The organism is Streptomyces sp. MK37H (genome assembly GCF_018035285.1).
Taxonomy (GTDB): domain Bacteria; phylum Actinomycetota; class Actinomycetes; order Streptomycetales; family Streptomycetaceae; genus Streptomyces; species Streptomyces endocoffeicus.
The window spans coordinates 1-11916 of record NZ_JAAAYH010000288.1 but is presented as its reverse complement, the minus strand read 5'-3'; the positions used below and the strand labels follow the sequence as shown (position 1 = coordinate 11916).

The window sequence follows — 11916 nt, the reverse complement described above, 5'->3', positions numbered from 1 at the left end:
CTACGCGCCGAACGCATACGGCCAGCCGAACGGATACGGCCAGCCGAACGGATACGGCCAGGGCGGGTACGGCCAGGGCGGGTACGCCCAGCCCGGGTACGCCCAGCCCGGGTACGGGCAGCAGGCGCCGTACGAGCAGTCCCCGTACGGCGGGGCGCCGGGCCAGGGCCATCCCGGCTACGGCTACCCGGGCGCCTCCTACACCGGCACCGCCCACCCCGGCACGGGCTACCCCGGCTCCGGCTATCCCGCCGCCTACCCCGGAGGGGCGTACGGCCAGGGCTGGCCGGGCGGGACGTATGTGCCGAACAACGGCCATGGCACGGCCGCCCTGGTGCTCGGCATCATCGGCCTGGTGCTGTTCGCGAGCATCGTGCTCGGCATCATCCTCGGTGTGCTCGCGATCATCTTCGGGGTGCTCGGCCGCTCCAGGGCGGCGAGCGGCGAGGCGACCAACGGCGGCTCGGCGCTGGCCGGGGTGATCCTCGGGGTGATCGCCGTGGTGGCGAGCGTCGTCATGATCTTCGTCTACATAGCCGCCGAGGACGACGACTCGGGCAGCGATGACGACCCGGGCTATGCCAGCGTCTCGGCCCCTGCGGTGCTCCCGCCCCTGCTCGCCGATATCAGCCGCTGACGCGCCTCCATCAGCGCGAACCCAGCAGATTGAGCCCGCGCCAGCGGGCCGGGTCCGCCGCCCGCTCGTCGTCCGCCGCCAGCCCGATGCCCCACACCCGGTCCACCGGGCTGGCCTCCACCAGGACGCGCGACCCGGTGCCCAGCAGATATCCGCGCAGCTCGGGGTGGTGGCCGAACTTGTGCACACTGCCCTCGACCACGAGCCCGAAGCGATGACGCCGCCACGTCTCCTCGTCGAAGCCGCGCACCGCGCGGCCCGCGTCCTTGGCCTGCTTGGGGTGGGAGGCGTCGAGCGCCCGGCGCTCGGCCTCCGCGTCGCCGAACAGCCGCGCCTTGCCCGCCATCATCCAGTGCTCGGCCGTCGCATAGGTGACCCCGGCCACGGTGAACGGTGACGGCCACCACTGGCTGAAGCACCCCGGACCCACGCTTCCGCCCGGCCTGGGCCGATGCCCCCAGAACCACACGTACTTCAGGCGCTCACCGCGCGCCGCCCGCTCGACCAGCTCCTCGACCGACCGAGGACCCCCGTCCGCCGAAACCGGGGGACTCCCCTCCGCCGAAACCGAATCCCCCACCCCGTTCGTCTTCATGCCCAGGATTCTCGCACCCGCCACCGACAGCCCCGCCGACCTGCGCAATTGAGCTGTCCAGGCATGAGTCCTGCCCATAGCATTGCCGGACGTTAACCAGGAGGGGAGACCGACGATGTCCAGCAACACACCCGGCCCACAGCAGGGGCCGTACGACCCACAGGCCAATCCCTATGCCGCGCCCCCGCCGCCGGCGCAGCCCCCGGGCCAGCAGCCGCAGTACCCCGGGGCCGGCTACCCCGCCACGCCGCCCGTCTACCCGGGGGCGGCCGGGATGCCGATGCAGCTGAGCAATGGCATGGGCACGGCCGCGCTGGTCTGCGGCATCGTCGGTCTGGTCTGCGGGATCACCTACTTCCTGTGGGTCTTCGCGGTCATCCTCGGCATCCTGGCGATCATCTTCGGCGCCATCGGCAAGGGGAAGGTCAGCCGCGGCGAGGCGAACAACGGGGGCTCGGCCACCGCCGGTCTGGTCTGCGGCATCATCGGCATGGTGCTCCCGGCGATATACCTCGCCGCGCTGGACGCCGCCATCGACTCCGTCTTCTAGACGGCGTCCGGACCGGGGTCCCACCGGGCTCCGGACGGCGTCTCCGCCGGCGCCCTCACCGGCGTCCCAACCGGACTCCGGACCGGCTGCTCAATCCGTCGGTCCGGACCGGGCTCCGGCTCGGAAACGGTGATGCCGAAGCCACTCTGATCACTGAATCCGTCGCGAAACCAAAAAGCAACAACGGAATCCCTTGTTGAAGCGCTGCTCCTCTGTCAGGATCGGCCATCAATTCCGGTTGTAGCTACGCCGTGCCCCTCTGGGCGGATCGGCGGAGGAGAGCGCGATGGATCAGCGGTTCGACGTGACGGAGCGATTCGCCGACGGTGCCCAGTACATCGCGGGCCGTCTGGGTGAGGGCGGCTCCGAGGGCACGCACGCGGTCGTCGACCCGGCCACCGGCGAGCAGGTGTTCAGCTACCGGCTCGCCGGTACGGCCGATGTCGACGCCGCCGTGGCCGCCGCCGAGGCCGCCTTCCCCGAGTGGGCGGGCGCCACCCCCGGCGAGCGGTCCGACGCGATGCACCGCTTCGCCGCGGCGCTCACCGAGCGGGCGGACGACCTCGCCCACGCCGAGTCGCTGCAGTGTGGCAAGCCCATCAAGCTCAGCACCGAGTTCGATGTGCCCGGCTCCATCGACAACACCGCCTTCTTCGCGGGTGCCGCCCGCCACCTGGAGGGCAAGGCCGCCGGCGAGTACAGCGGCGACCACACCTCGTACATCCGCCGCGAGCCCATTGGCGTCATCGGCTCCATCGCCCCCTGGAACTACCCCCTCCAGATGGCGGCGTGGAAGGTCCTCCCGGCCATCGCCGCGGGCAACACCATCGTGCTGAAGCCCGCCGAACTGACGCCCCTGACCTCGCTGATGTTCGCCCAGGCGGCCACGGAGGCGGGCCTCCCGGACGGCGTCGTCAACGTGGTGAGCGGCACCGGCCGTGAGGCGGGCGAGCACCTGGTCTCCCACCCCGGCGTGGCGATGACCTCCTTCACCGGCTCCACGGCGGTCGGCAAGCGGGTCGCGGAACTCGCCACCGCCACCGTCAAGCGGATCCATCTCGAACTCGGCGGTAAGGCGCCCTTCGTCGTCTTCGACGACGCGGATCTGGAGGCCGCCGCGCACGGCGCCGTCGCGGGGGCGCTGATCAACACCGGACAGGACTGCACCGCGGCCACCCGCGCGTATGTGCAGCGCCCGCTGTACGACGCGTTCGTCGCCGCCGTCGCCGATCTCATGGCGACCGTAAGGCTGGGCGATCCCTTCGATCCGCACACCGACCTCGGCCCGCTGATCTCCCACGCCCAGCGCGACCGCGTGGCGGGCTTCGTGGAGCGGGCCCGCGGTTACGCCACCGTCGTCACCGGCGGCGAGGCCCCGGGCGGCGACCTCGCCAAGGGCGCCTACTACCGGCCCACGCTGATCACCGGCGCGCCCCAGGACAGCGAGGTCGTCCAGTCCGAGATCTTCGGCCCGGTCCTGGTCGTCCTCCCCTTCGACAGCGACGACGAGGGCATCGCGCTCGCCAACGACACCCCTTACGGTCTCGCCGCCTCCGCCTGGAGCCGCGATGTCTACCGTACGGGCCGCGCCTCCCGCGAGATCCGGGCCGGCTGCGTCTGGATCAACGACCACATCCCGATCATCAGCGAGATGCCGCACGGCGGGGTGCGGGCATCCGGCTTCGGCAAGGACATGTCGGCGTACTCCTTCGAGGAGTACACGCAGGTCAAGCATGTGATGTTCGACAACACCGCAGTGGTCCGCAAGGACTGGCACCGCACGGTCTTCGGTGATCGGCAGACCTGACCGACAGACCTGAATGTGCGGCTACCTCCGCGTGGCCTCGGCCGGCCGCCACCGGCCGACACCCTCGAAAGGCACAGCTTATGGAAGCACGGCACGAGCCCGAGAGCCTGTCCCCACCACAGATCGCCGCGATGCGGCGCTCCCTGACCAGCGGCCGTATGGCGCTCACCCGCCGCTCCCTGCTGCGTGCGGGAGGCGCCGGGGCGATCGCCGTCGGCGGGCTCGGGGCGCTCGGCGGCTGCGGTATCCCGCCCGCGGGGCGCACCGAGGCGGACAACGCCTCCGATGACCACTCCGACGAGGAGAAGCGGCTGGCCTTCTCCAACTGGACCGAGTACATGGACGTCGGCAAGGGCGGCCGCCATCCGACCCTGGACCGGTTCCAGCGCCGTACCGGCATCAAGGTCAAGTACACCGAGGACATCAACGACAACGTCGAGTTCTTCGGCAAGATCAAGCCGCAGCTCGCGGCGGGCCAGGACACCGGTCGCGATCTCATCTGCGTCACCGACTGGCTGGCCGCCCGGATGATCCGGCTCGGCTGGATACAGCCGCTGGACCCCGCCCAACTGCCCCATGCCTACACCAACCTGGCGAAACCTTTTCGCACTCCGGACTGGGACCCGGGCCGCGCCCACTCCTACCCGTGGACCGGTATCCCCGCCGTCATCGCGTACAACAAGAAGGCCACCGGCGGCCGTAAGGTCACCTCCGTCTCCCAGCTGCTGGAGGACCCCAAGCTCAAGGGCCGGGTCGGGCTGCTGACCGAGATGCGCGACACCGTCGGGCTGACCCTCCTGGACATGGGCAAGAACCCCGAGACGGTCACCGCCGACGACTACGACGCCGCGATCGCCCGCCTCCAGAAGGCGTCCGACCGGGGCCAGGTCCGCCGCTTCACCGGCAACGACTACACCGGCGACCTCACCAAGGGCGACATCGCCGCCTGTATGGCCTGGGCCGGGGACCTGATCCAGCTCCAGTCGGACAACCCCGAGATCGGGTTCGCCATCCCCGACGCCGGCTATATGACGGCCACGGACAACCTCCTGGTCCCCAACAAGGCGCGCCACAAGAGGAACGCCGAACGGCTCATCGACTACTTCTACGAGCCCAAGGTCGCCGCGAAGATCGCCGCCTACATCAACTACGTCTGCCCGGTCGACGGGGTGCGCGAGGAGCTCGCGAAGATCGACAAGGCGCTGGCGGACAATCCGCTGATCCTCCCGGACGAGGAGATGGCCGCCAAGTCCCACTCCTTCCGCTCGCTCTCCAGCAAGGAAGAGACGGCATTCGAGGACAAGTTCGCCAAGCTCACCGGCGCCTGACAAGCGAGGAAGCGACACCGCCATGACCCAGCCCACCTCCGGCGGCGACGTCCGTCTCACCGGGATCAGCAAGACCTACGGGTCCTTCACCGCCGTCCACCCGCTCGATCTGCACATACCCGCCGGCTCCTTCTTCGCCCTGCTCGGCGCCTCCGGCTGCGGCAAGACCACCACGTTGCGCATGATCGCGGGTCTGGAGGAGCCCACCAGCGGCATCGTCCGGCTCGCCGATGAGGACATCACCGCCCTCCCGCCCCACAAGCGGCCCGTCAACACGGTCTTCCAGAGCTACGCCCTCTTCCCGCACATCGACATCTTCGAGAACGTCGCCTTCGGACTGCGCCGGCGCGGCATCAAGTCGGTGAAGAAGCAGGTCGAGGAGATGCTGGAGCTGGTCCAGCTCGGCGACTTCGCCCGCCGCAAACCGCAGCAGCTCTCCGGCGGCCAGCAGCAGCGCGTCGCCGTCGCCCGTGCCCTGATCAACCACCCCCGGGTGCTGCTGCTCGACGAACCGCTGGGCGCGCTCGACCTCAAGCTGCGCCGTCAGATGCAGCTGGAGCTCAAGCGCATCCAGACCGAGGTCGGCATCACCTTCATCCATGTCACCCACGACCAGGAGGAGGCCATGACCATGGCCGACACGGTCGCGGTGATGAACGGCGGCCGGGTCGAACAGCGCGGCGCCCCCGCCGACCTCTACGAGAACCCCGGCACCACCTTCGTCGCCAACTTCCTCGGCACCTCCAACCTCATCGAGGCCGAGATCACCGACAAGAGCGGCGGCGACCTCGTCCTCGCCGTCGCCGGCGGCAAGCTCTCGCTGCCCGCCGACCGATGTAGCGCCCCCGTCCGCACGGGAGGGAAACTGCTGGTAGGGGTGCGCCCCGAGAAGATCACCCTGGCCCACGCCGAGGACGCCGGGACCATACCGGAGGGCCGCAACCGGATCACCGGGCGGATCGCCGACTCCAGCTTCATCGGCGTCTCCACCCAGTACCTCATCACCACCCCGGGCTGCCCCGAGATCACCGTCTACGAGCAGAACATCGAGCGCGACGCGCGGCTCGTCCCCGGCGCCGAGGTCGTCCTGCACTGGAACCCCGCCCACACCTTCGGCCTCGACGCGACCCAGGACATCGACGCCGGTACGGAGCTGGACGAGGAGGCCCCATGAGCGCGACGGCGACTCCCGACGCCCCGCCGGACGCCGCCGGGCCGGTACCTGAGCCCGTACGGAAGCCGTCCCTCCGCAAGCCCGCCGTCCGCAAGCGGCTGGTGCCCTACTGGCTGCTGCTCCCCGGCCTCCTCTGGCTGCTGATCTTCTTCGCCGCACCGCTGATCTACCAGGCGTCGACCTCCGTCCAGACCGGCTCCCTCGAAGAGGGCTTCAAGGTCACCTGGCACTTCCAGACCTACTGGGACGCGCTGAGCGAGTACTACCCGCAGTTCCTGCGCTCGGTGCTCTACGCCGCCACCGCCACCGTGATGTGCCTGGTGCTCGGCTATCCGCTCGCGTATCTCATCGCCTTCCGGGCGGGCCGCTGGCGCAATCTGGTGATGATCCTGGTCATCGCGCCGTTCTTCACCAGCTTCCTGATCCGCACCCTCGCCTGGAAGACGATCCTGTCCGACGGCGGCCCGGTGGTGGGCGCGCTCAACTCGCTGCACATCCTGGACGTCACCAGCTATCTGGGGATCACCGAGGGACAGCGGGTGCTGGCCACACCGCTCGCGGTGGTCTGCGGGCTGACGTACAACTTCCTGCCCTTCATGATCCTCCCGCTTTACACCTCGCTGGAGCGCATCGACCCCAGGCTCCACGAGGCCGCGGGCGACCTCTACGCCCGGCCCTTCACCATCTTCCGGAAGGTGACCTTCCCGCTGTCCATGCCGGGCGTCGTCGCGGGCACGCTGCTCACCTTCATCCCCGCCGCGGGCGACTACATCAACGCCGAACTGCTGGGCTCCACCGACCAGAAGATGATCGGCAATGTCATCCAGTCGCAGTTCCTGCGGGTGCTGGACTATCCGACGGCGGCGGCGCTGTCCTTCATCCTCATGGCGGCCATCCTCACGATGGTCACCGTCTACATCCGCAAGTCCGGGACGGAGGACCTGGTGTGACGGCCCTGACGCGCTGGATACGGCGGAACCTGGTGGTCATCGCGGGGCTCGGCACCCTCGCGTATCTGATCCTGCCCAACGTCGTCGTCCTGGTCTTCTCCTTCAACAAGCCCAACGGGCGCTTCAACTACGAATGGCAGCGGTTCTCCACCGAGGCCTGGACCGATCCGTGCGGTGTCGCCGACCTGTGCGGCTCGCTCTCGCTCAGCCTGAAGATCGCGGTATGGGCGACGATCGGCGCGACCGTCCTCGGCGCGATGATCGCCTTCGCGCTGGCCCGCTACCGCTTCCGGGCCCGCCCCGCGGTCAACAGCCTGATCTTCCTGCCGATGGCGATGCCCGAGGTCGTCATGGCCGCCTCGCTGGCCACCCTCTTCCTCAACATGGGCGTGGACTTCGGCTTCTGGACGATCCTCATCGCCCACATCATGTTCTGCCTGAGCTTCGTGGTGACGGCCGTCAAGGCGCGGGTGATGTCCATGGACCCCCGGCTGGAGCAGGCCGCCCAGGACCTCTACGCCTCCCCGGCGCAGACCTTCCTGCGCGTCACCCTGCCGATCGCCGCGCCGGGTATCGCCGCGGGCGCGCTGCTGTCCTTCGCGCTCTCCTTCGACGACTTCATCATCACCAACTTCAACGCAGGCTCGACCGTGACCTTCCCCATGTTCGTCTGGGGATCCGCACAGCGCGGCACACCCGTGCAGATCAATGTGATCGGAACAGCGATGTTCGCCGTCGCGGTGCTGTGCGTTCTCGTCGGCCAACTGGCCGGCGCCCGCCGCAAGAGGAGCTGAGAACCATGGCCACGGACGCCATGACCCGCTCGTCCGGGGGCGAGGGTGCCCCCACTCCGTCCGCTTGGAAGGCCCTGGCCGGGGCCGCGTACCGGCCGTACTGGCTGGACGACCCCGGCAGGCCCGGCCCCCGCCCCGCCCTCGTCGGGGAGGAGCGGTGCGATCTGCTCGTCGTCGGCGGCGGCTACAGCGGACTGTGGACCGCCCTGATCGCCAAGGAGCGTGACCCCGACCGCGAGGTGGTCCTGGTCGAGGGCCAGGAGATCGGCTGGGCCGCCTCGGGGCGCAACGGCGGTTTCTGCGCCGCCTCCCTCACCCACGGCCTCGGCAACGGCGCCGCCCGCTGGCCCGATGAGCTGGCCGAACTCGAGCGGCTCGGCCATCGCAACCTCGACGCCATCGAGTCCGCCGTCGAGCGCTACGGCATCGACTGCGACTTCGAACGCACCGGCGAGATCGATGTGGCCACCGAGCCGTACCAGGTTGCGGAGTTGCGCGAGGCCGCTCAGCTGGCGGCCGGACTCGGCATCGGCGAGCAGGAGTTCCTCGACCGCGACGCGGTGCGCGCCGAGGTCGACTCGCCCACCTTCCTGGCCGGGCTGTGGGACCGCCGCGGCGTGGCCATGCTGCACCCCGCCAAGCTCGCCTGGGGCCTGGCGCGGGCCTGCGCCGAGCTGGGCGTACGGATCTACGAACACACCCCGGCCGAGCGGCTGGCGAGCACCGGGGCGGGGATGGCCGTCCGTACCCCCTACGGCCGGGTGCGCGCCCGACAGGTGGCGCTCGCCACCAACGCCTTCCCCGCGCTGGTGCGCCGCGTCCGCCCGTACATCACCCCCGTCTACGACCACGCGCTGATGACCGAGCCGCTCACCGAGGAGCAGCTCGGCGCGATCGGCTGGCGGGGCAGGCAAGGACTCAGCGACACCGCCAACCACTTCCACTACTTCCGGCTCACCGCCGACCAGCGCATCCTGTGGGGCGGCTACGACATCATCTACCGCTACGGGGGGCGGGTGCGCGCCGAATACGACCACCACCCCGCCACCTACCGCACCCTCGCCCAGCACTTCTTCCGCTGCTTCCCGCAGCTGGAGGGCGTGCGCTTCAGCCACGCCTGGGGCGGCGCCATCGACACCTGCTCGCGCTTCTCCGCGTTCTTCGGCAGCGCGCACGGGGGCAGGGTGGCGTACGCGCTCGGCTACACGGGCCTGGGCGTCGGGGCGACCCGGTTCGGCGCCGAGGTGATGCTCGATCTGCTCGCCGGTGAGCGCACTGAGCGCACCCGCCTGGAGATGGTCCGCGGCAAGCCTTTGCCCTTCCCGCCGGAGCCGGTGCGGTGGGCGGGCATCGGGATCACGCAGTGGTCCATGACCCGGGCCGACGAGAACGGTGGGCGCCGCAATCTGTGGCTGAAGGCGATGGACAAGGTGGGGCTGGGGTTCGACAGCTGAGGGCGGAGCCCCGCGCCGTGGTCACCCCGGGTCGCTCGGCGCGGCCTGGGGTGACTGTCGTTTCCGCGGGCCGGGACCGGACTGCTGACCGTTGTGGCTCGATCGGCTGGCCCTGAGCACCGCCCACAGCAGTAGACCGGACAGACACCAGCTCGCGACGGTGTCCAGTGGCCAGTGGTAGCCGCGCCGGACCAGCCCGGCGGCCACGGCGAGGTTCAGCATGGCGACGGCCACCAGGAGGGGCCGCCGGAGCCGCGGGCGCAGAAGAGGGTGGAGGAGCAGCGCCGCCGCGCCGTAGGCGACGGCGGCCGTCGCGGCATGGCCGGAGGGAAAGAATCCGGTCTCGCCCGCCAGCGGCCCGGGCGGGCCGGGGCGGTCGATCAGCGCCTTGAACGGAACCACCAGCGCCGGAACCGCCGCCATCGCCACCGCGGCGGCCAGCGGCGGCAGCCACCAGCGCGGCTCTGCCGCGCGCCGGGCGCACCACGCCGCCCAGCCGAGGGCGACGGCGAGGACGGGGACCGCCACCGCCGTATTGCCGAGGTCGGCGAGGAACCCGGCGACGGGGGAGGGGAGCGCCGAGCCGGCGATCGCGCGGCCGAGCCGTTCGTCGTAGGTGCGCAGGGGGCCGTGGGCGGCGATCTGCCAGGTGCACAGCGCGAGCAGCGCGAGGGGCGCAAAGACTGCGAGCAGTGTCGCCCGTGGCGCGGAAGGGGAGTGAACAGTCGGCGGCCCCGGAACAGGGGGGGTGGTTCCGGGGCCGCCGTGGCGATCGGTGTACCGCGCGCCCCGGGGGGTTTGGGGCGGGCGGCCGTCCGATCGGTGAGGAGATCCGGAGCCGGAGGCTCCAGTGGTGTGCGCGAGGGCACAGCCGGGTCGGGGCTGGGGAAGCACCGGCACGGCATCGCCCGCAGTCCCCTGCGAGCGGGGTGTTTCTCTCATCTGCAATGACCGTACGGCAGCGAAGCCCCGCCCGACAGACCGATCACCCACCTGTCATCGGCCCCGCACATCTTCTTCACGCCACCCATCGATCACTCACAGTCACAGCTCGGCGAAGGCGCTCTCGAGGATGTCGAGACCCTCGTTCAGAAGGTCCTCGCCGATCACCAGCGGCGGCAGGAAACGCAGCACATTGCCGTAGGTTCCGCAGGTCAGCACGAGCAGCCCGGCCGAGTGGCACGCCTTGGCGACGGCGGCCGTGGCCTCGGGGTTGGGGTCCTTGGTGCCGGACTTCACGAGTTCGATGGCGATCATGGCGCCGCGGCCGCGGAGGTCGCCGATGATGTCGTACTTCTCCCGCATCGCGGCGAGGCGGCCCTTCATGACCTCCTCGATGCGCTTGGCCCTGGCGTTGAGGTCCAGCTCGCGCATCGTCTCGATCGCGCCGAGCGCCGCCGCGCACGCCACCGGGTTTCCGCCGTAGGTGCCGCCGAGACCGCCGGAGTGCGCCGCGTCCATGATCTCCGCGCGGCCGGTGACGGCGGCCAGCGGCAGACCGCCCGCGATGCCCTTGGCGGTGGTGATCAGGTCCGGGACGATGCCCTCGTCCTCACAGGCGAACCACTGGCCGGTGCGGCAGAAGCCGGACTGGATCTCGTCCGCGACGAAGACGATGCCGTGGGACTTGGCGAACTCCGCGATCCTGGGCAGGAAGCCCTTGGCGGGCTCGATGAAGCCGCCCTCGCCGAGGACCGGCTCGATGATGACCGCGGCCACGTTCTCGGCCCCGATCTGCTTGCTGATCATGTCGATGGCCTGGGCCGCGGCCTCCTCGGCGCAGTTCTCCGGGCCGGTCAGCCAGCGGTAGGGGTAGGCGAGCGGAACGCGGTAGACCTCGGGCGCGAAGGGGCCGAAGCCGTGCTTGTACGGCATGTTCTTGGCGGTGAGCGCCATGGTGAGGTTGGTCCGGCCGTGGTAGCCGTGGTCGAAGACGACGACCGCCTGGCGCTTGGTGTACGAACGGGCGATCTTCACCGCGTTCTCCACCGCCTCGGCGCCCGAGTTGAACAGCGCCGACTTCTTGGCGTGATCGCCGGGCGTGAGCCGGGCCAGCTCCTCGCAGACCTCCACATAGCCCTCGTACGGAGTGACCATGAAACAGGTGTGCGTGAAGTCCGCCAGCTGCGCGGACGCCCGGCGTACGACGGCCTCCGCGGAGGAGCCGACGGAGGTCACGGCGATACCGGAACCGAAGTCGATCAGCGAGTTGCCGTCCACGTCCTCGATCACACCGCCACCCGCGCGCACGGTGAAGACCGGCAGCACACTCCCCACCCCACCGGCGACCGCCGCGTTCTTACGAGCGAGCAGCTCCTGCGACTTCGGGCCGGGAATGGCGGTGACGACGCGACGCTCCTGGGGGAGGGCCGGGCCTCCGGACAGTTCGGTCATGACGGGCTCCAGGGGAAAGAACAGGGGTTTTAGTCGCAGGCTATGGGCGTGGCGAGGGATGAGGCATGTTCCGTTCGGTAGCACTGCGCGTGTTTCCTTGTCCGCGACGGCCATAGCCCGACGACGGCCTTACGGATCCCGAGAGTGAGACGGGCCCGCCCGGGTCGCTGAACTCCCCGCGCGGGAACACTAGATTGAGCGATGGCGCGAAAGCCGAGGAACAGCCGGTCAGG

The 11916-nt window shown here is 70.2% G+C and carries 10 protein-coding genes and 1 pseudogene; 8 read left to right on the top strand and 3 right to left on the bottom strand.

Features of this window, described 5'->3' with window-relative positions; genetic code table 11:
• A partial coding sequence (locus GWI24_RS30830; protein WP_210949163.1) for a DUF4190 domain-containing protein occupies positions 1 to 637 on the top strand: 637 nt, incomplete at its 5' end.
• On the opposite strand, the pseudogene GWI24_RS30825 reads toward GWI24_RS30830, so the two are convergent.
• A pseudogene (locus GWI24_RS30825) lies at positions 577 to 1232 on the bottom strand (NADAR family protein). The gene GWI24_RS30830 and the pseudogene GWI24_RS30825 sit on opposite strands and share 61 nt — an antisense overlap.
• A gap of 115 nt (positions 1233 to 1347) precedes the next feature.
• Here GWI24_RS30825 and GWI24_RS30820 point away from each other — a divergent pair.
• The 7 genes from GWI24_RS30820 (at position 1348) to GWI24_RS30790 (ending at position 9289) form a co-directional block, all read left to right on the top strand.
• Positions 1348 to 1782: a DUF4190 domain-containing protein gene (locus tag GWI24_RS30820; RefSeq protein ID WP_210949162.1), complete on the top strand. Its 435-nt coding sequence runs from the start codon at positions 1348 to 1350 to the stop codon at positions 1780 to 1782.
• Positions 1783 to 2068: 286 nt separating this feature from the next.
• Positions 2069 to 3589: a gamma-aminobutyraldehyde dehydrogenase gene (locus GWI24_RS30815; protein ID WP_210949161.1), complete on the top strand. Its 1521-nt coding sequence runs from the start codon at positions 2069 to 2071 to the stop codon at positions 3587 to 3589.
• 80 nt (positions 3590 to 3669) lie between these two features.
• Positions 3670 to 4917: a spermidine/putrescine ABC transporter substrate-binding protein gene (locus GWI24_RS30810; RefSeq protein ID WP_210949160.1), complete on the top strand. Its 1248-nt coding sequence runs from the start codon at positions 3670 to 3672 to the stop codon at positions 4915 to 4917.
• Positions 4918 to 4939: 22 nt separating this feature from the next.
• Positions 4940 to 6091 carry an ABC transporter ATP-binding protein gene (locus GWI24_RS30805; protein WP_210949159.1) on the top strand — a complete coding sequence of 384 codons (1152 nt, stop codon included), beginning with the start codon at positions 4940 to 4942 and terminating at the stop codon, positions 6089 to 6091.
• Entirely contained in the window at positions 6088 to 7041 is a 954-nt protein-coding gene (locus GWI24_RS30800; protein ID WP_210949158.1) for an ABC transporter permease, read from the top strand. The genes GWI24_RS30805 and GWI24_RS30800 overlap by 4 nt, the downstream gene beginning before the upstream one ends.
• A complete protein-coding gene (locus GWI24_RS30795; RefSeq protein ID WP_210949157.1) occupies positions 7038 to 7835 on the top strand; it encodes an ABC transporter permease in 798 nt (265 codons plus the stop codon). Before GWI24_RS30800 ends, GWI24_RS30795 begins: the two co-directional genes overlap by 4 nt.
• A gap of 5 nt (positions 7836 to 7840) precedes the next feature.
• Positions 7841 to 9289 carry an FAD-binding oxidoreductase gene (locus GWI24_RS30790; RefSeq protein WP_210949156.1) on the top strand — a complete coding sequence of 483 codons (1449 nt, stop codon included), beginning with the start codon at positions 7841 to 7843 and terminating at the stop codon, positions 9287 to 9289.
• A 21-nt stretch (positions 9290 to 9310) separates the two neighbouring features.
• On the opposite strand, the gene GWI24_RS30785 is transcribed toward GWI24_RS30790, so the two are convergent.
• Positions 9311 to 10231, bottom strand: a complete 921-nt coding sequence (locus GWI24_RS30785; protein ID WP_247617101.1) for a phosphatase PAP2 family protein — start codon at positions 10229 to 10231, stop codon at positions 9311 to 9313.
• A gap of 102 nt (positions 10232 to 10333) precedes the next feature.
• A complete protein-coding gene (gene gabT, locus GWI24_RS30780) occupies positions 10334 to 11683 on the bottom strand; it encodes a 4-aminobutyrate--2-oxoglutarate transaminase (protein ID WP_210949155.1) in 1350 nt (449 codons plus the stop codon).
• Positions 11684 to 11916 lie beyond the last annotated feature (233 nt).

Coding starts and splice junctions, on each gene's coding strand:
- GWI24_RS30820 (WP_210949162.1), top strand. CDS start 1,348: ATGTCCAGCAACACACCCGGCCCACAGCAGGGGCCGTACGACCCACAG.
- GWI24_RS30815 (WP_210949161.1), top strand. CDS start 2,069: ATGGATCAGCGGTTCGACGTGACGGAGCGATTCGCCGACGGTGCCCAG.
- GWI24_RS30810 (WP_210949160.1), top strand. CDS start 3,670: ATGGAAGCACGGCACGAGCCCGAGAGCCTGTCCCCACCACAGATCGCC.
- GWI24_RS30805 (WP_210949159.1), top strand. CDS start 4,940: ATGACCCAGCCCACCTCCGGCGGCGACGTCCGTCTCACCGGGATCAGC.
- GWI24_RS30800 (WP_210949158.1), top strand. CDS start 6,088: ATGAGCGCGACGGCGACTCCCGACGCCCCGCCGGACGCCGCCGGGCCG.
- GWI24_RS30790 (WP_210949156.1), top strand. CDS start 7,841: ATGGCCACGGACGCCATGACCCGCTCGTCCGGGGGCGAGGGTGCCCCC.
- GWI24_RS30785 (WP_247617101.1), bottom strand. CDS start 10,231: ATGAGAGAAACACCCCGCTCGCAGGGGACTGCGGGCGATGCCGTGCCG.
- gabT (WP_210949155.1), bottom strand. CDS start 11,683: ATGACCGAACTGTCCGGAGGCCCGGCCCTCCCCCAGGAGCGTCGCGTC.